The organism is Pseudomonas tensinigenes (genome assembly GCF_014268445.2).
Classification (GTDB): domain Bacteria; phylum Pseudomonadota; class Gammaproteobacteria; order Pseudomonadales; family Pseudomonadaceae; genus Aquipseudomonas; species Aquipseudomonas tensinigenes.
Genome location: NZ_CP077089.1, coordinates 337,470 through 357,500, shown reverse-complemented (window position 1 = coordinate 357,500; position 20,031 = coordinate 337,470). Strand labels below are relative to the sequence as shown.

The 20,031-nt window shown below is 58.9% G+C and carries 24 protein-coding genes (1 of these 24 cut by a window edge); 16 read left to right on the top strand and 8 right to left on the bottom strand.

What is annotated here, in order from left to right; all coding sequences use genetic code 11:
• Nucleotides 1–706, bottom strand: partial view of an acyl-CoA dehydrogenase gene (locus tag HU718_RS01645; RefSeq protein WP_007953903.1) — the 5' portion only. Its footprint begins 476 nt before the window's first position; the window shows 706 of its 1,182 coding nt (coding positions 1–706); it begins with the start codon at nt 704–706; its stop codon lies off the left edge, out of view.
• A gap of 158 nt (nt 707–864) precedes the next feature.
• Between HU718_RS01645 and HU718_RS01640 the strand changes: the two genes are divergently transcribed.
• The 10 genes from HU718_RS01640 (at nt 865) to HU718_RS01595 (ending at nt 10,772) form a co-directional block, all read left to right on the top strand.
• Nucleotides 865–1,764, top strand: coding sequence for a LysR family transcriptional regulator (locus HU718_RS01640; protein WP_150708366.1), 900 nt, complete (start codon nt 865–867; stop codon nt 1,762–1,764).
• A gap of 434 nt (nt 1,765–2,198) precedes the next feature.
• The gene (locus HU718_RS01635; RefSeq protein WP_129387228.1) at nt 2,199–3,320 is read left to right on the top strand and encodes a Re/Si-specific NAD(P)(+) transhydrogenase subunit alpha; all 1,122 of its coding nucleotides are present in this window, start codon (nt 2,199–2,201) and stop codon (nt 3,318–3,320) included.
• A 15-nt stretch (nt 3,321–3,335) separates the two neighbouring features.
• Nucleotides 3,336–3,656: an NAD(P) transhydrogenase subunit alpha part 2 gene (locus HU718_RS01630; protein WP_003187417.1), complete on the top strand. Its 321-nt coding sequence runs from the start codon at nt 3,336–3,338 to the stop codon at nt 3,654–3,656.
• The gene (locus HU718_RS01625) at nt 3,656–5,089 is read left to right on the top strand and encodes an NAD(P)(+) transhydrogenase (Re/Si-specific) subunit beta (protein WP_007911651.1); all 1,434 of its coding nucleotides are present in this window, start codon (nt 3,656–3,658) and stop codon (nt 5,087–5,089) included. Before HU718_RS01630 ends, HU718_RS01625 begins: the two co-directional genes overlap by 1 nt.
• Nucleotides 5,090–5,304: 215 nt before the next feature.
• A complete protein-coding gene (gene scpC / locus HU718_RS01620) occupies nt 5,305–6,798 on the top strand; it encodes a succinyl-CoA:acetate CoA-transferase ScpC (protein ID WP_186613111.1) in 1,494 nt (497 codons plus the stop codon).
• Nucleotides 6,799–7,120: 322 nt separating this feature from the next.
• Entirely contained in the window at nt 7,121–7,336 is a 216-nt protein-coding gene (locus tag HU718_RS01615) for a DUF1127 domain-containing protein (protein WP_007911656.1), read from the top strand.
• Between the two features lie 371 nt (nt 7,337–7,707).
• A complete protein-coding gene (locus HU718_RS01610; protein ID WP_007911658.1) occupies nt 7,708–8,025 on the top strand; it encodes a DUF2388 domain-containing protein in 318 nt (105 codons plus the stop codon).
• A gap of 107 nt (nt 8,026–8,132) precedes the next feature.
• The gene (locus HU718_RS01605) at nt 8,133–8,450 is read left to right on the top strand and encodes a DUF2388 domain-containing protein (protein ID WP_122596922.1); all 318 of its coding nucleotides are present in this window, start codon (nt 8,133–8,135) and stop codon (nt 8,448–8,450) included.
• A gap of 43 nt (nt 8,451–8,493) precedes the next feature.
• On the top strand, nt 8,494–8,814 hold the full coding sequence (locus tag HU718_RS01600; RefSeq protein WP_150708362.1) for a DUF2388 domain-containing protein: 321 nt from the start codon (nt 8,494–8,496) through the stop codon (nt 8,812–8,814).
• Entirely contained in the window at nt 8,811–10,772 is a 1,962-nt protein-coding gene (locus HU718_RS01595; RefSeq protein ID WP_186613113.1) for a DUF7844 domain-containing protein, read from the top strand. Before HU718_RS01600 ends, HU718_RS01595 begins: the two co-directional genes overlap by 4 nt.
• Before the next feature lie 47 nt (nt 10,773–10,819).
• Here the strand turns inward: HU718_RS01595 and HU718_RS01590 are convergent, their stop codons facing one another.
• From HU718_RS01590 to trpB, 3 genes are all read right to left on the bottom strand, one after another.
• Nucleotides 10,820–11,275, bottom strand: coding sequence for an anti-virulence regulator CigR family protein (locus tag HU718_RS01590; RefSeq protein ID WP_186613115.1), 456 nt, complete (start codon nt 11,273–11,275; stop codon nt 10,820–10,822).
• Between the two features lie 122 nt (nt 11,276–11,397).
• Nucleotides 11,398–12,210, bottom strand: coding sequence for a tryptophan synthase subunit alpha (gene trpA / locus HU718_RS01585; protein WP_077575228.1), 813 nt, complete (start codon nt 12,208–12,210; stop codon nt 11,398–11,400).
• Nucleotides 12,210–13,442: a tryptophan synthase subunit beta gene (gene trpB / locus HU718_RS01580; protein WP_150708359.1), complete on the bottom strand. Its 1,233-nt coding sequence runs from the start codon at nt 13,440–13,442 to the stop codon at nt 12,210–12,212. The genes trpA and trpB overlap by 1 nt, the downstream gene beginning before the upstream one ends.
• A gap of 114 nt (nt 13,443–13,556) precedes the next feature.
• On the opposite strand from trpB, the gene HU718_RS01575 reads away from it, so the two are divergent.
• Entirely contained in the window at nt 13,557–14,474 is a 918-nt protein-coding gene (locus HU718_RS01575; RefSeq protein ID WP_186613117.1) for a LysR family transcriptional regulator, read from the top strand.
• Here HU718_RS01575 and HU718_RS01570 read toward each other — a convergent pair.
• A complete protein-coding gene (locus HU718_RS01570) occupies nt 14,447–14,773 on the bottom strand; it encodes an ElaB/YgaM/YqjD family protein (protein ID WP_007911686.1) in 327 nt (108 codons plus the stop codon). The two genes, HU718_RS01575 and HU718_RS01570, sit on opposite strands and share 28 nt — an antisense overlap.
• A 157-nt stretch (nt 14,774–14,930) precedes the next feature.
• Here HU718_RS01570 and HU718_RS01565 point away from each other — a divergent pair, with 157 nt between their 5' ends.
• Together HU718_RS01565 and HU718_RS01560 are read left to right on the top strand one after the other, a co-directional pair.
• Entirely contained in the window at nt 14,931–15,146 is a 216-nt protein-coding gene (locus HU718_RS01565; protein WP_016985551.1) for a dodecin, read from the top strand.
• A 127-nt stretch (nt 15,147–15,273) separates the two neighbouring features.
• Nucleotides 15,274–15,498, top strand: a complete 225-nt coding sequence (locus HU718_RS01560; protein ID WP_150708357.1) for a DUF1161 domain-containing protein — start codon at nt 15,274–15,276, stop codon at nt 15,496–15,498.
• A 254-nt stretch (nt 15,499–15,752) separates the two neighbouring features.
• Here the strand turns inward: HU718_RS01560 and HU718_RS01555 are convergent, their stop codons facing one another.
• Entirely contained in the window at nt 15,753–16,754 is a 1,002-nt protein-coding gene (locus tag HU718_RS01555) for an LLM class flavin-dependent oxidoreductase (RefSeq protein WP_186613119.1), read from the bottom strand.
• 241 nt (nt 16,755–16,995) lie between these two features.
• On the opposite strand from HU718_RS01555, the gene HU718_RS01550 reads away from it, so the two are divergent.
• Both HU718_RS01550 and HU718_RS01545 read left to right on the top strand, forming a co-directional pair.
• On the top strand, nt 16,996–17,427 hold the full coding sequence (locus tag HU718_RS01550; RefSeq protein ID WP_034152273.1) for an OsmC family protein: 432 nt from the start codon (nt 16,996–16,998) through the stop codon (nt 17,425–17,427).
• Nucleotides 17,428–17,668: 241 nt separating this feature from the next.
• Complete coding sequence (locus tag HU718_RS01545; RefSeq protein ID WP_186613121.1) at nt 17,669–17,908, top strand: DUF1161 domain-containing protein; 240 nt, start codon at nt 17,669–17,671, stop codon at nt 17,906–17,908.
• Nucleotides 17,909–17,914: 6 nt separating this feature from the next.
• On the opposite strand, the gene HU718_RS01540 is transcribed toward HU718_RS01545, so the two are convergent.
• Both HU718_RS01540 and HU718_RS01535 read right to left on the bottom strand, forming a co-directional pair.
• Nucleotides 17,915–18,334: a PA0061/PA0062 family lipoprotein gene (locus HU718_RS01540; protein WP_150708355.1), complete on the bottom strand. Its 420-nt coding sequence runs from the start codon at nt 18,332–18,334 to the stop codon at nt 17,915–17,917.
• A gap of 40 nt (nt 18,335–18,374) precedes the next feature.
• Complete coding sequence (locus tag HU718_RS01535) at nt 18,375–18,797, bottom strand: PA0061/PA0062 family lipoprotein (RefSeq protein WP_150708354.1); 423 nt, start codon at nt 18,795–18,797, stop codon at nt 18,375–18,377.
• A 59-nt stretch (nt 18,798–18,856) separates the two neighbouring features.
• On the opposite strand from HU718_RS01535, the gene HU718_RS01530 reads away from it, so the two are divergent.
• Nucleotides 18,857–19,939 (top strand): aminopeptidase, encoded by a 1,083-nt coding sequence (locus HU718_RS01530; protein WP_186613123.1) that lies wholly within the window; start codon nt 18,857–18,859, stop codon nt 19,937–19,939.
• Nucleotides 19,940–20,031: the final 92 nt, after the last annotated feature.

Below are 20,031 nucleotides of genomic sequence, written 5' to 3'. Positions count from 1 at the left end.
GGAAGATGTTCTCTTCCGGCACGAACACGTTATCCATAACGATTTCGCCGGTGATCGAGGCACGGAGGCCAACCTTACCGTGGATGGCCGGAGCACTCAGGCCTTTCCAGCCTTTCTCCAATACAAAACCGCGAATGTCGCCAGCATCGTCTTTGGCCCAGACCACGAACACATCAGCGATCGGGCTGTTGGTGATCCACATCTTCGCGCCGGTCAGGCTGTAGCCGCCGTCGACTTTACGTGCACGGGTAATCATCGCGCCCGGATCGGAACCGTGGTTTGGCTCGGTCAGGCCGAAGCAGCCGATCCATTCACCGGAAGCCAGCTTCGGCAGGTATTTCTGTTTCTGTGCTTCGGTACCGAATTCATTGATCGGCACCATTACCAGCGACGACTGCACGCTCATCATCGAGCGGTAGCCGGAATCGACCCGCTCGACTTCACGGGCAATCAGACCATAGCTGACATAGTTGAGGCCGCTGCCACCGTACTGTTCAGGGATGGTCGCGCCCAACAGGCCGACTTCGCCCATCTCGCGAAAGATCGCCGGGTCAGTTTTCTCATGACGGAAGGCTTCAAGAACACGCGGAGCGAGGCTCTGTTGAGCGAACTGCTCGGCGGTGTCGCGGATCATGCGCTCTTCTTCGGTGAGCTGTTGATCCAGCAGCAGGGGATCGATCCAGTTGAAGCTAGCTTTACCGCCCATGAGTGTGTCCTCGCAAATCGGGTGAATTAACGTGGCATTGATCCTAGGCGCGGTTCGCCGCCGCGGCAAACGAGGATTTCGCATTCTGTTGTGCTAATTTCTCACTCCGAAACGTCGCGAAATGCCTTTTATGCGGCGCATTAGTGAGGTTGATGTACATGCGCAGAAAGATCCCGAGTACAACCGCCCTGATAAGCTTCGAAGCTGCCGCGCGCCATGAGAGCTTTACCCGGGCCGCCGAAGAACTTTCCCTCACCCAAGGCGCCATTTGCCGACAGATTGCCAGCCTTGAAGAGTTCCTCAGTGTGGAACTGTTCCGACGCTCGCGGCGGGGCGTGAAACTGACCGAGGCGGGACTTTCCTACAGCCGCCGCGTCGCGACGCAACTCGATGCGGTTGAGCGCGACACGCTTTCAGTGATGGGCCAGCAAGGCACCAACGTGATCGAACTGGCGGTGGTGCCAACCTTTGGCACGCAATGGCTGCTACCGCGACTCAAGGATTTCCAGCTCAAGCACCCGGAAGTCACGGTCAATCTGACCAACCGTACCCGGCCCTTCCTGTTTGCCGATACCGAATTCGATGCCGCGATCTACTTCGGCGATGCCGACTGGTCCGGTACCGAATCCCACAGACTGATGGGCGAGAATCCGATGCCGGTGTGCAGCCCGGCCCTACTCGGCAACAAGACTCATCTGACAGCCGACGAGATTGCCGAGCTACCGCTTTTGCAGCAGACCACCCGCCCCTACGCCTGGCGCCAATGGTTCAACTCGCAACACCTGAATATCCCCCGCGACATGACAGGTCCCCGCTACGAGCTATTCTCCATGCTCGCCCAAGCGGCCATGCACGACATGGGGATCGCGCTGATTCCACCGTTCCTGATTCAGCGCGAACTTGCAGAGAAGCGTCTGGTGATTGCCAACCCGCAGGCCCTCTCCAGCATCAAGGCCTATTACTTGATGATTCCGGAGCGGAAGGTCGAATCAGCATCACTCAGGGCATTTCGTGACTGGCTGGTAAGCCAGGCGCAGAGCTACAACCTAGAAGGATAAAGGCTTACAAAGATAACTAACCCCGTAGTCAGGAAATACAAAGCCCTACAGATATAACTAATTGTCGCAATTCAACAGACTGTATCCGAAAGTCGTACAGACGTCCCACAAGCGCCTGACGACGTGGCTTTGAGCCTTCATCAACGACACATTGCTGCCTATTCACGTCACCGATGAGAAATTTTTCCATAATCGGCCAGAATCCTTACAAGGCACGGCCTGCAAGGGATTCAGCTGGCCATCTGCGACATTCGGTCACGGCATGACTTGTAGTTAATTTTCCGTCACCCGTCATAATCCCTTGAAGGGCATAAAGTTCGCCTGCAAAATGCCGCGCCCCGCCCTGATTTGGCGGGATCGTGCTGATCGGCCGCCCCAGTCGCACCATCCGTAGTGCATGGGTTTACTCAATAAGATCACGCAGGAGATTTGACGTGCACATTGGTGTTCCTCTCGAAACCCAGACCGGTGAAACACGGGTTGCTGCAACCCCGGAAACCATTAAAAAGCTGATCAGCCAAGGCCATAAGGTCACTGTGCAAACCGGCGCCGGCGTTAAAGCCAGTGTGGTTGACAGTGCCTATGAAGCGGCAGGCGCAACCATTGGCAGTGCCAATGACGCGTTTGGCGCCGAGCTGATTCTCAAAGTGGTCGCCCCGAGCGATGCCGAACTGACGCTGATCAAGCGCGGTACGGTGCTGGTCGGCATGCTCAACCCGTTCAACAACGAAACCATCGCGAAGATGGCCGAGTGCGGGATTACCGCGTTCGCCCTCGAAGCGGCGCCGCGCACCTCGCGCGCGCAGAGTCTCGATGTGTTGTCGTCGCAGGCGAACATTGCCGGCTATAAGGCTGTGTTGCTGGCCGCTCACCACTACCCACGCTTCATGCCGATGCTGATGACGGCTGCGGGCACCGTGAAAGCGGCGCGCGTGCTGATTCTCGGTGCCGGTGTGGCCGGGTTGCAGGCGATTGCCACGGCGAAACGTCTGGGTGCGGTGATCGAAGCGTCTGACGTACGTCCGGCGGTGAAAGAGCAGATCGAATCCCTCGGCGCCAAGTTCGTCGACGTGCCGTACGAGACCGATGAAGAGCGCGAATGCGCCGTCGGTGTCGGCGGTTACGCGCGGCCAATGCCGGCGAGCTGGATGCAGCGTCAGGCCCAGGCTGTGCATGAGCGCGCCAAGCAGGCTGACATCGTCATCACCACCGCGCTGATTCCGGGCCGCAAGGCACCGACGCTGTTGAGCGCGGACACCGTGGCGCAGATGAAACCGGGTTCGGTGGTCATCGACCTCGCCGCTGCTCAGGGCGGCAACTGCCCGCTGACCGTGGCTGATCAAGTCGTGATCGAGAATGGCGTGACCATTTGCGGCCCGACCAATCTGGCCGGTGAAGTCGCTGCAGACGCCTCGGCACTGTACGCGCGCAACCTGCTGGACTTCCTCAAGCTGGTGTTCACCAAAGAAGGCCAGTTCGACGTCAACCTCGAAGACGATATCGTCGCCGCGTGCCTGATGTGCCGCGACGGCCAAGTCATCCGCAAAAACGCCTAAGCAGGGATTCAGACGATGGAAGAGCTTATCTCCCCCGGTATCTACAACCTGATCATCTTCGTGCTGGCAATTTATGTCGGTTACCACGTGGTCTGGAACGTTACGCCTGCGCTGCACACGCCGTTGATGGCGGTGACCAACGCCATTTCGGCGATCGTGATCGTCGGCGCCATGCTCGCTGCTGCACTGACCGTCACGCCGCTGGGCAAAACCATGGGCACCCTTGCGGTGGCACTGGCGGCGGTCAATGTGTTCGGTGGCTTCCTGGTCACCCGCCGCATGCTTGAGATGTTCAAGAAGAAAGCCCCGAAAGTAAAAGAAGAGGCGCCGAAGTAATGAGCATGAATCTCGTCACGACGCTCTACCTGATCGCGTCGATCTGTTTTATCCAAGCCCTCAAAGGCCTGTCGCACCCGACCACCTCGCGACGCGGCAACCTGTTCGGCATGCTCGGCATGGCCTTGGCCATTCTGACTACCGTCGGCCTCATCTATAAGTTGGGTGCTGAGCTGGCCACTGCCGGTATCGGTTACGTCATCGTCGGTCTGCTGGTCGGCGGCACCGCCGGTTCGATCATGGCCAAACGCGTTGAAATGACCAAGATGCCGGAACTGGTCGCCTTTATGCACAGCATGATCGGTCTCGCGGCAGTGTTCATTGCCATCGCCGCCGTGGTGGAGCCGCAATCGCTGGGCATCGTCAAGCAGCTGGGCGACTCGATTCCAGCGGGCAACCGTCTGGAGCTGTTCCTCGGCGCTGCGATCGGTGCGATCACCTTCTCCGGTTCGGTGATTGCGTTCGGCAAGCTGTCGGGCAAGTACAAGTTCCGTCTGTTCCAGGGCGCCCCGGTACAGTTCGCTGGTCAGCACAAGCTCAATGCCGTGCTGGGTCTGGCAACACTGGCACTCGGTCTGACCTTCATGTTCACCGGCAACCTCACCGCGTTCGCGCTGATGCTGGCGCTGGCCTTCGTGATGGGCGTGCTGATCATCATCCCGATTGGCGGCGCCGACATGCCGGTCGTGGTGTCGATGCTCAACAGCTACTCGGGCTGGGCGGCGGCGGGAATTGGCTTCTCGCTGAACAACTCGATGCTGATCATTGCCGGTTCCTTGGTGGGCTCGAGCGGCGCGATCCTCTCGTACATCATGTGCAAGGCGATGAACCGTTCCTTCTTTAATGTACTGCTCGGCGGTTTCGGCAACACAGCTGATGCAGGCCCGGCCGGGGCGAAAGAAGCACGTCCGGTGAAATCCGGTTCGGCTGACGACGCAACTTTCCTGCTGACCAACGCCGACACCGTGATCATCGTGCCGGGTTACGGCTTGGCAGTAGCGCGTGCACAGCATGCGCTGAAGGAATTGACCGAAAAGCTGACTCACCGTGGCGTGACCGTGAAGTACGCGATCCACCCGGTTGCCGGCCGTATGCCGGGGCACATGAACGTTCTGCTCGCCGAGGCCGAAGTGCCTTACGACCAGGTGTTCGAGATGGAAGACATCAACTCCGAGTTCGGCCAGGCCGACGTGGTGCTGGTGCTCGGCGCGAATGACGTGGTCAACCCGGCCGCGAAGAACGATCCGAAATCGCCGATTGCCGGCATGCCGATCCTCGAAGCGTTCAAGGCCAAGACCATCATCGTCAACAAGCGCTCGATGGCCAGCGGTTATGCCGGTCTGGACAACGAACTGTTCTATCTGGACAAGACCATGATGGTCTTCGGCGACGCGAAGAAAGTAATCGAAGACATGGTCAAAGCGGTCGAGTAATACCCCCGCTGCAATAGCGAACGCCCCGACTCGTCGGGGCGTTTTTGTTTGCGCAAAACGTCGGACAATTTGCCGCGTTGTTGCAGATCCAGTAACGGTGTTTTACTTCAAACCCGCTAAATAGACGCCTCGTTTGCGACCTTGGTAGCGGGACAGGCGCCCGTCAAATTCACTAGACTGCGCATCCTGCTACTCGCTTCCCGAGATAATAATCCATGTACCGTGACCGTATTCGCCTGCCTTCGTTGTTGGATAAAGTGATGAGCGCCGCCGACGCCGCCGCTCTGATTGAGGACGGCATGACCGTCGGCATGAGCGGTTTCACCCGTGCCGGCGAAGCCAAAGCAGTCCCTCACGCACTGGCCGAGCGGGCCAAGGTCACGCCGCTGAAGATCAGCCTGATGACCGGCGCCAGCCTGGGCAACGACCTCGACAAGCAACTGACCGAAGCCGGCGTACTGTCGCGGCGCATGCCGTTCCAGGTCGACAGCACTTTGCGCAAGGCAATCAACGCCGGCGAGGTGATGTTCATCGACCAGCATCTGTCGGAAACCGTCGAGCAGTTGCGCAACCAGCAACTGAAGCTGCCGGACATCGCGGTCATCGAAGCTGTAGCCATCACCGAGCAAGGCCACATCGTGCCGACCACTTCAGTGGGCAACTCGGCGAGCTTCGCGATTTTCGCCAAACAGGTGATCGTCGAGATCAACCTGGCGCACAACGCCAACCTCGAAGGTCTGCACGACATCTATATCCCGACGTACCGCCCGACGCGCACGCCGATCCCGCTGGTGAAAGTCGACGACCGCATCGGCAGCACGGCGATTCCGATTCCGCCGGAGAAGATCGTCGCCATCGTCATCACCCAACAGTCGGATTCGCCGTCCACCGTGTCAACGCCGGACGTCGATACCAACGCCATCGCCGAGCACCTGATCACCTTCTTCAAGCAGGAAGTCGACGCCGGGCGCATGACCAACAAGCTCGGCCCGTTGCAGGCGGGGATCGGCAACATTGCCAACGCGGTGATGTGCGGCCTGATCGATTCGCCGTTCGAAGACCTGACCATGTACTCCGAAGTACTGCAGGATTCGACCTTCGACCTGATCGATGCCGGCAAGTTGAGCTTTGCGTCGGGCAGCTCGATTACGTTGTCGGAGCGGCGCAACAGCGACGTGTTCGGCAATCTGGAGAAGTACAAGGACAAACTGGTGCTGCGTCCGCAGGAGATCTCCAACCATCCGGAGGTGGTGCGCCGCCTGGGCATCATCGGCATCAACACAGCGCTGGAGTTCGACATTTACGGCAACGTCAACTCCACCCACGTCTGCGGCACGCGGATGATGAACGGCATCGGCGGTTCCGGTGACTTCGCGCGCAACGCGCATCTGGCGGTGTTCGTGACCAAGTCAATCGCCAAGGGCGGCGCGATTTCCAGCGTGGTGCCGATGGTCAGCCACGTTGACCATACCGAGCATGACGTCGACATTCTGGTGACCGAGGTAGGTCTGGCGGACTTGCGCGGTCTGGCGCCACGGGAGCGTGCACGGGTGATCATCGATAACTGTGTGCATCCGGACTTCCGTCAGGCGCTGAATGATTACTTCACGAAGGCCTGTGCAATCGGTGGCCACACCCCGCACATCCTGCGTGAAGCGTTGAGCTGGCACATCAACCTGGAAGAAACCGGGCGCATGCTCGCGGTCTGATCCACACAGATAAACCGCCGACGCAAACACAGTTTGCGTCGGCGGACTTTCTCAAGTCTCCCCCCCTGACAAAAACTGTACTGCTGTACTGGTCATTTCCTACAGACTTTGCCTACCTTTCCGAGTGATTCGAGCAAAAATGCACCGATTTAGTGCTGACAGGTACAGTTTGCGCATTTTTGACCCGTACACCACCTTTAAACAGTTAACTGGTCACTCACAATACAGTTGAACTGTATCTAGAGAGACTTGGCAAACGAGAGGATCATGGGCACCAGTCAAACCACTACCTGATCCCGCCACAAGCGGAAGGATGTCAACCATGGAACGTACACTCAGTTCCGAACTGTTCTTCGAAGATAAAGCTGTAAACACCCAGGCTTCTCTGCCTCTGCGCGTTATCGCCAACCTGATGTTGTGGCAGCGCCGCATCTCCAGCCGCCATCAACTGGCTCGCCTGGATTCGCGTCTGCTGGCTGACGCCGGTATCAGCGAAGCACAACGCTACGAAGAGCTGAGCAAGCCGTTCTGGCGCTAAGTAGCGTCGCTGGCTCTGGTCGTTAGACCCACCGCCAGCAACCCGAATTGAACAAACAAAACCCGTCGTGGGAAACCACGACGGGTTTTGTCGTTTTGGGCTCTTAAAAAGCCACACCAGTACAGTTCACATAATTCGAAATCAGACCATTACAATTGTAAGAGCTGCCGAAGGCTGCGATCTTTTGATCTTCAAAAAACCCAAGTTCGCAGCCTTCGGCAGCTCCTACAGGTTTTTCGTCTGAGTGCTGGTTAGGTAACGGGTTCTGCGCCTAATATCCATACAGAACGTGGCGAATGCTGTGTCACTGGCGTCTGACTCCTCAGATACCGAGCCACCTCTCTCTACGGTTTATCCACAGGAGTTACATCATGTCCCGTCTTCGTCTGCTCAGTGCCGCCGCCCTGCTGGCCGTGGCCGCCAACGCCAGCGCCACCAGCTTCATTGTGACCACCGACGCCGTTGTCGGCGCTCTGAAATCCTCGTCCGACGCTACATCCGACGTCACCTCGTCGTTCCGTGACGACAAGATTGTTCTTGCCGCCCGCGACGACGCTGCAAGCTTCGTGGCCAGCGAAGGCGAAATCCGTGGGGTGAAACTGGAAAGCGCACTGGATCACATCCGTCACCAGGCGCCACAGCTGCAAGCCACTGACGCACAACTGGCGCAAGCCATCCTGACGATCTAAGCGCCAGGTGCAAATCGGGACACGCCCGTCGTGTCCCGATGTTTCGGCGCTGGCTCTGGCCCGGGCATTGCGCTAGCCTTTGGGCTCACCAAAAATTACCGAGTCCGATGCGCTTTCTTCCAAATCTACTGATCCCCTCCCTATTGTTCACCGCCTGCTGGACGGCGCCGGTCAATGCCTTTGATGCTTTCAACGCGTCGACCCAAGGCACCGTCGTCAGTGGTTACGCCACCAGCATGGTGTCTTCCGCGCCTTTCGACCGTAAACTGCTGCTCGCCGCCCATGATGACGCGGCCGCATTTGTTGCCAGTGACGGTGAATGGCGAGGTGCTCGTCTGGAATCCGCGCTGCATTACCTGCGCAAAACCCGGCCGAAACTTCATGTCAGCGACCTTGAACTGGCAGAAGCAATTCTCGTCCAATAGTTATCCCGTATCCCCGTTATCCTTGCCCCTTCGGAGTCGTTCCATGCGTAGCCCGCTGATTGCTGCCGCCCTTGGCCTGTTTTTGTTGGCCGACGTGGCCCAGGCGCACACCCTGGTAGCCACCAGTAACATCATCGTTCGTGCCTCCCAGCGCACCATCGATTTCACTTCCGACACCACCACGTCGATTCGCGATTCGAAAATCATCCGCGAAGCCCACGACGACGCTGCCAGTTTCGTAGCGTCCAATGGCGATATCCGTGGCGCACAGCTGGAAGCCGCGTTCAATACCTTGCGCACTCGCGTGCCGGAAGCGCGTGACGCCAGTGATCAGGTGCTCGCCGAAGCCATCCTCGCACTGTGAAGTCACTCGGCACCTGGCTACTGGCCGGGGCGTTGTTGCTGCTTGGCAACAGCGCCCACGCCGGCCTGCAATTGCGGCTCAAGACCGACGGTCTGAGCCCCGCCCAACAACAGGCCAGCCAGGCGCTGATCGATGAGGCGATGCAAAAGCTGCCGCCGAGCTTTATCGAGCGGCTGGATCGGCGCATCGATGTCGGCTGGACCGACGACATGCCGAGCAACGCCTATGGCCAAGCCACGCTGGTCGCCGAACTCGACCTGAATCGCAAACTGCTCACCAGCCTGACTGACGGCAGTGCGGCCAAAGAAAAAACCAATCGCCCCCACGGCACTGTGCGTCAGGAACTGCTCGCCACGGTGCTGCATGAAATCACCCACATTTATGATCGCGCGCGCCTGTGGCCGAGTGCCGAGCGCACGCTGATCCAGCGTTGCACTCGACGCTTCAACAGCGCCGGGCTGATCGGCATCCCCGATGAATGCCGTGGCCAGAACGGCCGGCGCTTCACCCTCAGCGATGATCCGCGCCTGCTCGACCTCGCCGGTTGGCAGCAATACGTCGGTCGTCGGGGTGAGCGCGAACAACACAACCGGCAAATCGCACGCAGCCCGGACCTGTACGAAATCTCCAGCCCCAAGGAGTTCGTCGCGGTCAACATGGAGTATTTCCTCCTCGACCCGAGCTATGCCTGCCGTCGCCCGGCGCTGTATCGCTATTACCAGGAGCACTTCGGCTGGGCTCCTCCGGCCAAGGACGCCTGCAGCAAAACCTTCTCCTTCCTCAATGCCGGCAACGACTTCGCCAAGCAACCCTTGGGGCAAGTCGATCCGGAACGAGTCTATGCCGTCGACTATCTGCTGGCCGAGGCCAATCAGAACTGGGTCAGCCGCTGGGGCCACAGCATGTTGCGTCTGGTGATTTGCGCGCCGGGCCGCCCGCGTGGGCCGGATTGCCGACTCGATCTGGACCAGCATCTGGTGTTGTCCTACCGCGCCTTTGTCGGTGACGTGCAGCTGTCGAGCTGGGACGGACTGGTCGGCAAATACCCGTCGCGGCTGTTCGTGCTGCCGCTTGCGCAGGTCATCGACGAATACACCAAGACCGAACTGCGCAGCCTCGCCTCGGTGCCGCTGAACCTGTCACGCGACGAGATCGAAGGCGTCGTCGAGCATGCGGCCGAGATGCACTGGAGCTATGACGGCAACTACTTCTTCCTCTCCAACAACTGTGCAGTGGAAGGTTTGAAACTGTTGCGCAGCGGCAGTAACAACAACCAGTTCGTGGGTCTGGACAGCATCATGCCCAACGGTTTGCTGGAAGTGATGAAGGGCCGTGGTCTGGCGGACACCAGTGTGCTGGATGATCCGAAAGAAGCGTTGCGCCTGGGTTACCGCTTCGACTCGTTCCGCGATCGCTATCAGGCGATGTTCGATGTGCTGAAGAAGCAATTGCCGATCAAGCAGAACACCGTTGAGGCATGGCTTTCACTGACAGCCGAAGAGCGCCGTGAGTGGTTCGAGCGTGCGGATCTGCGCACCAGCGCCGCGTTGTTGTTGCTGGAGCAGGCGAGTTATCGCCGCCAATTGCTGCTGGCACAAGACGAGGTCAAGCAGCGTTACCTCGGTGCGCGCGAGCTGGAAAACGGCGGCATGGACAAGGCCAACGCGACCTTGCAGGAAATTCTCGCCAACAGCGGGTTCCTTAGCCGTCCGGCAGAATTGCTCGATTCCAAGGGTTACGGATTGCCGCAGCCGACCGAGTTCAGTCGACTCGAAGCGGAGAGCAGCCAGCGGCAGAAGAAGCTGCTGGCACTGTCTGGTGATCTGGACGCAGAAGTGCGCAAGTTGCTGGAGCCCAAACGCGCTGCCGAGATTGCCGCCAGCGAGGAGAATGTGAAGCAGATCGGCGCGCATTTGCGCAAATTGCACAAAGCCTCGGGCGGACTGGAACTGCCCTGAAAAAAAGACCGCAGCCATTGGCTGCGGTCTTTTTTATTGCCTGCGGATCAATACAAAACGCCATCGAGAATTTCGTAGACGATCCCGGTGCCCACCGCGATCAGCACGATATCGCCCCCCGCCCGACGCCATTCATAACCCGGATACACCGGCAAACGACCCAACGCGCGACCGTCCAGACGTTCACCGTAATACCCATGCGGCAACGGCCGGCCACGCTCCAGATGAATCCCCGGAGGCGGCGGTGCACCGCGCACGAAGTAGCCATGATTGTCGCGAATGGTCTGGCGCACCGGTCCGAAGTCACGGGGCGGCGGGCCGCCACGGTGATCGCTCTGCGGACCACGGTGATCATCACCGTGATTGTCGCCACGGTTATCGTAATGGCCCTGCTGCGGGCCGCCGTGGTCGTGATCGTCGCGCTGATCAGCGCTGGCCAGCAGCGGCGTCGCGCTGATCATCAGCACGCCCAGTCCGGCCATCAGACGTTTCGGCATTTTCATCGAATCTTTCCTCACAGCACAAACAGCAAAAAGGGCTTCAGAACGATGTTCTGAAGCCCTCGGTCTTGCTGAATTAGTCTGTGCTTTGAGGTGCTAATTCCTCTGTATCAGGAACTTTACCTTCAGCTGACACGGGCCTTACGCACGCCTTCCGACAGTGCCGAGCACAGGCCCAACACGCCGTCGACGGCTTGAGCAGGCGTGGTTGCATTGGCGATGTGATCGATCAACGCCGAGCCCACCACAACACCGTCAGCCAGACGCGCGATGGACGCCGCTTGCTCCGGAGTGCGGATGCCAAAACCGATGCTGATCGGCAGATCGGTATGACGACGCAAACGGGTCACCGCCTCTTCGACGTGCTCCAGGGTTGCTGCACCGGCACCGGTCACACCGGCCACCGACACGTAGTAAACGAAACCGGAGCTGCCGTTAAGCACTTTCGGCAGACGCGCATCGTCGGTGGTCGGCGTGGTCAGGCGGATAAAATCCAGACCCGCAGCCTGCGCCGGGTCGCACAGCTCGGCGTTGTGCTCAGGTGGCATGTCGACCACGATCAAGCCATCGACGCCGGCCTCTTTCGCATCGGCGATGAAGCGCTCAACGCCATACATGTGGATCGGGTTGAAGTAGCCCATCAGCACCAGCGGCGTATCACTGTTGCCTTCGCGGAATTCACGAACCATTTGCAGGGTTTTCAGCAGATTCTGTTTGGCGCCCAGCGCACGGATGTTCGCCAGTTGAATCGCCGGGCCGTCGGCCATCGGGTCGGTGAACGGCATGCCCAGTTCAATCACGTCGGCGCCGGCACCCGGCAAACCTTTGAGGATCGCCAGCGAGGTGTCGTAGTCCGGATCACCGGCGGTGACGAAGGTCACCAGCGCCGCGCGGTTCTGTTCTTTGAGGTCGGCAAAACGTGTTTGCAGGCGGCTCATCAGTGTTTCTCCTGCTTCGACTGTTCCATATGGTGCATGACGGTCTGCATGTCTTTGTCGCCACGGCCCGACAGGTTGACCACCATCAGGTGATCCTTCGGCAGCTTCGGTGCACGTTTGAACACTTCAGCCAGGGCGTGGGCGCTTTCCAGGGCAGGAATGATCCCCTCCAAGCGGCAGCATTTGTGGAACGCATCCAGCGCTTCGTCGTCAGTCACCGAGGTGTATTGAACGCGACCGATGTCATGCAACCATGCGTGTTCCGGGCCGATGCCTGGATAGTCGAGGCCGGCGGAAATCGAGTGGGCGTCGATGATCTGGCCATCGTCGTCCTGCAGCAGGAAAGTACGGTTGCCGTGCAGCACACCCGGAACGCCGCCATTCAGGCTGGCCGCGTGCTTGCCGGTTTCGATGCCGTAACCGGCCGCTTCAACGCCGATGATCTCGACGCTCTTGTCATCGAGGAACGGGTGGAACAGGCCCATGGCATTGGAACCGCCACCGATGCACGCCACCAGGCTGTCCGGCAGACGCCCTTCCTGCGCTTGCAACTGCTCACGGGTTTCCTTGCCGATCACGGCCTGGAAGTCGCGAACCATCGCTGGGTATGGATGTGGGCCGGCCACGGTGCCGATCAGGTAGAAGGTGCTATCGACGTTGGTCACCCAGTCACGCAGGGCTTCGTTCATCGCGTCTTTCAGGGTGCCGGTGCCGGCAACCACCGGAATCACTTCAGCGCCCAACAGCTTCATGCGGAACACGTTGGCTTGCTGACGTTCAATGTCAGTGGTGCCCATGTAGATCACGCAATCCAGACCGAAACGTGCGGCGACGGTGGCAGTGGCCACGCCGTGCATGCCGGCGCCGGTCTCGGCGATGATGCGTTTTTTGCCCATGCGCCGCGCCAGCAGGATCTGGCCGATGCAGTTGTTGATCTTGTGCGCGCCGGTGTGGTTCAGCTCTTCGCGCTTGAGATAAATCTTCGCGCCGCCGCAGAATTCGGTCAGGCGTTCAGCGAAATACAGCGGGCTCGGACGTCCGACGTAGTCACGCTGGAAGTAGGCCAATTCTTCTTTGAACGCCGGATCTTCCTTGGCCGCTTCGTATTCGCGGGCCAGATCGAGGATCAACGGCATCAGGGTTTCCGCCACGTAGCGGCCACCAAACGAGCCGAACAGGCCGTTATCGTCCGGGCCGTTACGCAGATCAGAGGTGTTCGAAGTCTGGGTCATGAGTCGCTCCAGGTGAATTCGGGTCAAAAGACAATGACGACCACTCTACCCCTGACCTTCCAGACTGAAAACCGATAAGATCGCCACAACCTGTCAGGAAAACTCACAGATACCATGAGCCACGACCTTCCTCCGCTGAACGCATTGCGCGCGTTCGAAGCCACCGCCCGGCTGAACAGTGTCAGCCAAGCCGCCGAACAGCTACACGTCACCCATGGTGCGGTCAGTCGTCAGCTCAAGGTGCTTGAAGAACACCTCGGCGTCAGTCTGTTCGCCAAGGACGGTCGCGGCTTGAAACTCACAGATGCCGGCATGCGTTTGCGTGATGCCAGTGGCGAGGCGTTTGATCGCTTGCGCAGTGTTTGCGCTGAATTGACGCAAAGCACGGCGGATGCGCCGTTTGTACTCGGCTGCTCTGGAAGCCTGCTGGCGCGCTGGTTTATTCCGCGTTTGGGGCGATTGAATGCCGATCTGCCGGATTTGCGGCTGCACCTGTCGGCGGGTGAAGGCGATCTCGATCCACGACGTCCGGGACTGGATGCCTTGCTGCTCTTCGCCGAGCCACCATGGCCTGCGGACATGCAGGTCTATGAACTGGCCGCAGAACGCATCGGCCCGGTCATGAGCCCATTGTTCAACGGTTACCAACGCCTGCAAAGCGCGCCAGCCTCAGCATTGCTTGATGAACCGCTGCTGCACACTACTTCCCGTCCACAAGCCTGGCCAAGCTGGGCGCAGCAAAACGCACTCGACGCAAAAGCGTTGAAATTGGGACAAGGTTTCGAGCATTTGTATTATTTGCTGGAAGCAGCCGTCGCAGGTCTGGGCGTGGCCATCGCGCCGGAGCCGCTGGTGACGGAAGACTTGAAGGCCGGTCGCCTGGTTGCGCCATGGGGTTTCTGTGAAACCCCGGCGCAACTGGCGTTGTGGCTACCCAAACGCGCCGCAGACGGGCGCGCCCGGCAACTGGCGCAATGGCTCAAGAACGAGCTGCGCCAGAGCGATCACTCGCCGCGCTTGAACAGCAAGTAAGCCGCGAGCAGACCGATCGCACCGACCGCCACACCGGCCGTCGTCCACGGATGCTCCTGGGCGTAATCACGGGTGGCGATCCCGGTTTCGCGGGTTTTCACTTTGACTTCTTCATAGGCATCGCTGAGCAAGTGACGCGAATGTTTCAGCGCGCTTTCGGCATTGCTTTTCAGCGCCTTGAGGGTCTTGCGCGACTCGTCCGAAGCGTCGTCCTTCAGGCTTTCCAACGACTTGAGCAGACTCTCGATCTCGGCTTCCATGCTTTGCAACGAGGCTTTACGTAAAGAGGTGTTGGCCATGGTGGCTCTCCTGCATTGGTGATGAGTGGCGTGTGTTGGTTGGGACTTCAGCGGTTTGAGAAAGTGCAGAAAATCTGAACTTCGCCCGCGCAAAGCCGCCGAAATCAACAGTGCAGATTCACTGCTAGTCTCAATTCCACACGCCAAGGAGATCGTTATGAGTGACCATCACACGTACAAGAAAGTCGAGCTGGTCGGTTCGTCGACCAGCAGCATCGAAGACGCCATCAACAACGCAATTGCTGAAGCAAACAAGACCATTCGCAACCTGGAATGGTTTGAAGTGACCGAAACCCGTGGTCACATCAAGGACGGCAAGGCAGCGCACTTTCAGGTGACATTGAAAGTGGGCTTCAAAATTGCCAGCAGCTGAGTTTGGTCTAGTCTTCTGAACTTGCGCGCTGGCCGAGTGCCATAGGAATGGCAAAGCGCTACAGGGTGAGTGCGTCGAGTGAACGCTCGATGCCCGCCTCTTTTAATCCGACCAGGGAGTGCGACCGATGAAGAAGTTCATGTTGGCAGTAGGTTTGTTGAGCCTTGCGGGTGGTGCGTTTGCTGCCGGCAAGCCTTGTGAAGATCTGAAGGCCGAAATTGCGGCGAAGCTGGATGCCAAGGGCGTTTCCGGGTATTCGCTGGAGATCGTCGAGAAGGGCGCAGCCGCTGGTGGCGACGTCGTTGGCACCTGCGAAGCTGGCTCCAAGGAAATCGTCTACAAGCGCGGTTGATCGTGACTGAAATGCAAAAGCCGACGTGAAGGCGTCGGCTTTTTTGTGTCTGAAAGTTTTGTGGTGTGTTTGAGATTGATCCCCCTCACCCCAGCCCTCTCCCCCAGAGGGGCGAGGGGGAAAGGGAGCAGATCGGGAGTTGTTCAGAACCTGAGTACGACTGGAGTTTTCAGGTCGATGTTGGGCGCAAGAACACCTCGGTCAGTCTCCTCTCCCTCCGGGAAAGGGCTAGGGTGAGGGTGTTTTTTGGCCTTTCAGCCCTTCATCACCTGCGCCAACAACTCGTACGAATGCACACGATCAGCGTGTTCATACAAATCACTGGTGAAAATGAGCTCATCCGCCTGGGTCTGCTCAATCAGCACTTCAAGTTTGGCGCGAATCTTCTGCGGGCTACCCACCATCGCGAGCCCAAGGAAATCACCCACCGCTTCACGCTCATGCGGTAGCCACAGGCCGTCCATGGTTTTCACCGGCGGACGCTGCACCAGGCTCTGCCCACGCATCAACGCGAGAATGCGCTGGTACACCGAAGTCGCCAGGTAATCGGCTTGCTCATCAGTATCGGCGGCCACCAGCGGCACGCCGAGCATCACGTACGGCTTGTCGAGCACCGCCGAGGGTTTGAAGTGATTGCGATAAACGCGAATCGCCTCGTGCATGAAACGCGGGGCGAAGTGCGAGGCGAAGGCGTAAGGCAAACCGCGCTCACCAGCCAGTTGCGCACTGAACAGGCTGGAACCAAGCAACCAGATCGGCACATTGGTGCCCGTGCCCGGCATAGCGATCACGCGCTGATCCGGCGTGCGCGGGCCAAGGAAGCGCACCAGTTCGGCGACATCTTCAGGGAAATCATCAGCGCTGCCGGAGCGTTCACGGCGCAGCGCCCGAGCTGTCATCTGATCGGAACCAGGTGCACGGCCCAGACCGAGATCGATCCGCCCCGGATACAGGCTTTCCAGGGTGCCGAACTGCTCAGCGATCACCAGCGGCGCATGGTTGGGCAGCATCACGCCGCCGGAGCCGACGCGGATGGTCGACGTCCCGCCCGCCAGATAACCCAGCAGCACCGAGGTGGCGGAACTGGCAATGCCGTCCATGTTGTGGTGTTCCGCCACCCAGAACCGCGTGTAGCCGAATTTCTCGACATGCTGTGCCAGATCCAGTGAGTTGCGCAGCGACTGCGCCGGGCTACCGTTCTCGCGCACCGGCACCAGATCGAGGGTGGAAAATTTTACGTCGGACAGTTGCTTCATAAACCTGCGTCTCCGAGTCGGGAGGCAGGTTGTTGATACGAACGAAAACCTGCCGAATTCATAAGCGTGTTTTATGCAATGAGGGCATATACCCGAGTTTCAATAGCTGCGATGAAATTTCCTACTAAAAAAGTCAACGATTCAGACGGGCTGAACTTTGTTCCGGCGTCTATCCTCAGAAGCCTTGCAAGTAAAACCACGACGGCGCGGCGTTTCCGCGTCAGATCTTGAGGAGGCAGACATGGCTATCGTGAAGAAAGCATCCGCACATTGGGCAGGCGATCTGAAAACCGGCATTGGCTCGATCTCCACCGAAACCGGGGTCCTCAGAGAAGCACCTTACGGTTTCAAGGCGCGCTTTGAGGGTGGCAAGGGCACCAACCCGGAAGAACTGATCGGCGCGGCGCATGCCGGTTGTTTTTCCATGGCGTTTTCGATGATTTTGGGCGATGCGGGCCTCAAGGCTGACAGCATCGACACTCAGGCGGAAGTGACCCTTGATCAGGTCGATGGCGGGTTCGCGATTACCGCGGTGAAGCTGATCCTCAAGGCGAAAATCCCGGGGGCGACGCAGGCGCAGTTCGAAGAGCTGAGCAACAAGGCCAAGGAAGGGTGCCCGGTGTCCAAGGTACTGAATGCGAAGATCACCCTCGAGGCTTCGCTGGTCAGTTGATTCGGCGCTGACTGATCTGGCGCCTTCGCGAGCAGGCTCGCTCCCACAGGGATTCGTGTGGCACACAGTTCCAATGTGGGAGCGAGCAGGCTCGCGAAGGTGATTTTAAAATCAACACAAGGTTTGAAACCTTCAGCACAACTTGTGAGCGAAGGCAGAACCCTCGCTGTCAAAATATGATCGAATACACGACAGCAGCTTCAGCGCACACCCGTGCGCGCTGCCTCAGGGAGCTTCACTCATGAAACGTATTGGCTTGGCGATCCTTTGCAGTGCACTGGCCACCTCGGTAGTTGCAGCACCGAAAGACTGCGAAGAACTGAGAAAAGAAATCGAAATCAAGATCCAGGCCAATGCCGTGCCCTCGTACACGCTGGAAATCGTCAGCAAGGAAGAGGCGGCCAAACACGACATCGCCATGGTGGTGGGTTGGTGTGAGAACGGCACCAAAGCGATCATCTATCAGAAGAACGACTCCTGATAACGCTTAAGGCACGCAGTTGATCTGCCGTTCTTCGGCAACGATCTGCCCCTGACGATTGATCAATCGGGCGCTTGGCGTGAAGGCCAGCGACCGTGCTTCGAGCCGGTAACGTTGCCCGGCTTCGAAGTGGTCATAAGGCACGGTCATGTAGCACAGGCGCTCCTGCGGATCGGAATCCATTCCCTGACCGCCGCCGAAAATCTCGAAATCGAAGCGCACCGTCAGTTCATGGCTGCCCGGGGTGACCTGGAAAAAACGCCCGTCGCGCAGACGCTGATTATCCAGGCGTTCAGCCATCAGCACCTTGCCACCGGGTGTCGGCATCGAAAAGTCGACCCAGGCCATTTGCGGATCGACCGCTGGCAGCGGGCTCTGACAGCCGGCAAGCACACTTCCTACCAGCAACAACGTCAACCTGCGCATGATCAATGTCCTTTGATGTGGACATCCAGCATACCGCCGATCAGGTCTTCTGGCAGCCCGCCGGTGTGCCCTGCCCAACGACTTTGCGCTGCTCATCATAAAGCCTGGCCCAAGGCCGGAAACCGATGCTGCCCGCCTGCAACTGATAGCGCTGACCAGCATTGAAATCCTTGAATTTCACGTTCAACTGGCAATCGCGCCACAACGGCTCGGCGTCAGGGCCGATGTTGGTCGCCTCAACCGGGAATTGATAACGCACTTTCAATTCATGGCTGCCGGGCTGTACTTCGAAATATCGTTTATCGATTGCGGCTTGGCTGTCGACCTTGAGCGCTTGCAGGGTCGTGTCCTGTTGCCGGGCATCGAGATCGATCCAGGCTTGCGAGGGATCAGGGTCGGGCATTCCGAAATTGGCACAACCGGCCAGCGTCAGCAGGCCTCCCGTCAGCATCAACATGCGCATAGCGGTGCTCCTTAAGGCGGGATAGTCTTGCGAGCAGACTTTCCGGGGGATTTCTTATTGTGATCAGGCCGTTTGCAAGCCATGGGTTACTTGATCGCGTTTTTCGGATTTTGTTTCCGGGTGTGATGTTTTTGTTGCTCAACGGTTGCGCCAGCGTCAGCTATTACGCTCAGTTGGCCAACGGTCAGCTGCAATTGCTGCGGGCGCGCGAGCCAGTGGAAAAGGTGATCAACGACCCGAGCCGCGACGCGACACTGCGCGCGCACCTGGCCCAGTCACAAAAGGCCCGTGCCTTTGCCAGCGAGCATCTGCACCTGCCGGACAACCAGAGCTATCGCCTTTACGCCGACATTCATCGACCGTATGTGGTGTGGAATGTGTTCGCCACTCAGGAGTTCTCCCTGACGCCGCAGAACCATTGCTTCCCGATTGCCGGTTGCGTGGCCTATCGCGGTTACTACAGCCAGAGCGCTGCGCGCGGTGAAGCAGCGATTCAGCGCCTGCAGGGCATGGATGTTTCGATTGGCGGCGTTGAGGCTTACTCAACGCTGGGCTGGTTCAACGATCCGATCCTTAACTCGATGATGGGCTGGGGCGATGAGCGCCTGGCCACGCTGATCTTTCATGAACTGGCGCATCAGCGCTTTTATGTGAAAGACGACACCGAGTTCAACGAGTCCTTCGCCACGTTCGTCGAACAGGAAGGCACGCGGCAGTGGCGCGCGTTTCGCGGGTTGCCGGCGGATACCGATTCACGGCTGAAACAACGCGATCAGTTCATTGAATTGGTGCTTGATGTGCGTTCAAGGCTTGAAAAGTTGTATGCCCAGGCTCTGCCAATCGATCAGATGCGCGAACGCAAAGCGGCCGAGTTCGAGCAGTTTCGCCGCGATTATCGGCTGATGAGGGACAGTCAGTGGGCCGGGGACAAGCGTTATGACGCCTGGGTGAATGCGCCGCTGAACAATGCGCGGTTGTTGCCGTTTGGGCTGTATGACCAGTGGGTGCCGGCGTTTGCGGCGTTGTTCAGGCAGGTTGAGGGGGATTGGCTGAGGTTTTATGCGGAGGTTGAGCGGTTGGGTGGGTTGCCGGTGGCTGAGCGCAAAGCGGCGCTGAAAGCACTGGCACAACCTAGGACGTAACAGGCCCCTTCGCGAGCAGGCTCGCTCCCACAGGGGACTTGCGCCGTATACAAATCCAGTGTGGGAGCGAGCCTGCTCGCGAAAGCAATTTG

What these genes read in the sequence shown, in the direction of transcription:
- HU718_RS01550 (WP_034152273.1), top strand. Translation starts at nt 16,996, where the DNA reads ATGGCTATCGTGAAGAAAGCATCCGCACATTGGGCAGGCGATCTGAAA.
- HU718_RS01540 (WP_150708355.1), bottom strand. Translation starts at nt 18,334, where the DNA reads ATGCGCAGGTTGACGTTGTTGCTGGTAGGAAGTGTGCTTGCCGGCTGT.
- HU718_RS01615 (WP_007911656.1), top strand. Translation starts at nt 7,121, where the DNA reads ATGGAACGTACACTCAGTTCCGAACTGTTCTTCGAAGATAAAGCTGTA.
- HU718_RS01640 (WP_150708366.1), top strand. Translation starts at nt 865, where the DNA reads ATGCGCAGAAAGATCCCGAGTACAACCGCCCTGATAAGCTTCGAAGCT.
- HU718_RS01565 (WP_016985551.1), top strand. Translation starts at nt 14,931, where the DNA reads ATGAGTGACCATCACACGTACAAGAAAGTCGAGCTGGTCGGTTCGTCG.
- HU718_RS01630 (WP_003187417.1), top strand. Translation starts at nt 3,336, where the DNA reads ATGGAAGAGCTTATCTCCCCCGGTATCTACAACCTGATCATCTTCGTG.
- scpC (WP_186613111.1), top strand. Translation starts at nt 5,305, where the DNA reads ATGTACCGTGACCGTATTCGCCTGCCTTCGTTGTTGGATAAAGTGATG.
- HU718_RS01535 (WP_150708354.1), bottom strand. Translation starts at nt 18,797, where the DNA reads ATGCGCATGTTGATGCTGACGGGAGGCCTGCTGACGCTGGCCGGTTGT.
- HU718_RS01625 (WP_007911651.1), top strand. Translation starts at nt 3,656, where the DNA reads ATGAGCATGAATCTCGTCACGACGCTCTACCTGATCGCGTCGATCTGT.
- HU718_RS01545 (WP_186613121.1), top strand. Translation starts at nt 17,669, where the DNA reads ATGAAACGTATTGGCTTGGCGATCCTTTGCAGTGCACTGGCCACCTCG.
- trpB (WP_150708359.1), bottom strand. Translation starts at nt 13,442, where the DNA reads ATGACCCAGACTTCGAACACCTCTGATCTGCGTAACGGCCCGGACGAT.
- HU718_RS01600 (WP_150708362.1), top strand. Translation starts at nt 8,494, where the DNA reads ATGCGTAGCCCGCTGATTGCTGCCGCCCTTGGCCTGTTTTTGTTGGCC.
- HU718_RS01610 (WP_007911658.1), top strand. Translation starts at nt 7,708, where the DNA reads ATGTCCCGTCTTCGTCTGCTCAGTGCCGCCGCCCTGCTGGCCGTGGCC.
- HU718_RS01560 (WP_150708357.1), top strand. Translation starts at nt 15,274, where the DNA reads ATGAAGAAGTTCATGTTGGCAGTAGGTTTGTTGAGCCTTGCGGGTGGT.
- HU718_RS01575 (WP_186613117.1), top strand. Translation starts at nt 13,557, where the DNA reads ATGAGCCACGACCTTCCTCCGCTGAACGCATTGCGCGCGTTCGAAGCC.
- HU718_RS01555 (WP_186613119.1), bottom strand. Translation starts at nt 16,754, where the DNA reads ATGAAGCAACTGTCCGACGTAAAATTTTCCACCCTCGATCTGGTGCCG.
- HU718_RS01605 (WP_122596922.1), top strand. Translation starts at nt 8,133, where the DNA reads ATGCGCTTTCTTCCAAATCTACTGATCCCCTCCCTATTGTTCACCGCC.
- trpA (WP_077575228.1), bottom strand. Translation starts at nt 12,210, where the DNA reads ATGAGCCGCCTGCAAACACGTTTTGCCGACCTCAAAGAACAGAACCGC.
- HU718_RS01590 (WP_186613115.1), bottom strand. Translation starts at nt 11,275, where the DNA reads ATGAAAATGCCGAAACGTCTGATGGCCGGACTGGGCGTGCTGATGATC.
- HU718_RS01570 (WP_007911686.1), bottom strand. Translation starts at nt 14,773, where the DNA reads ATGGCCAACACCTCTTTACGTAAAGCCTCGTTGCAAAGCATGGAAGCC.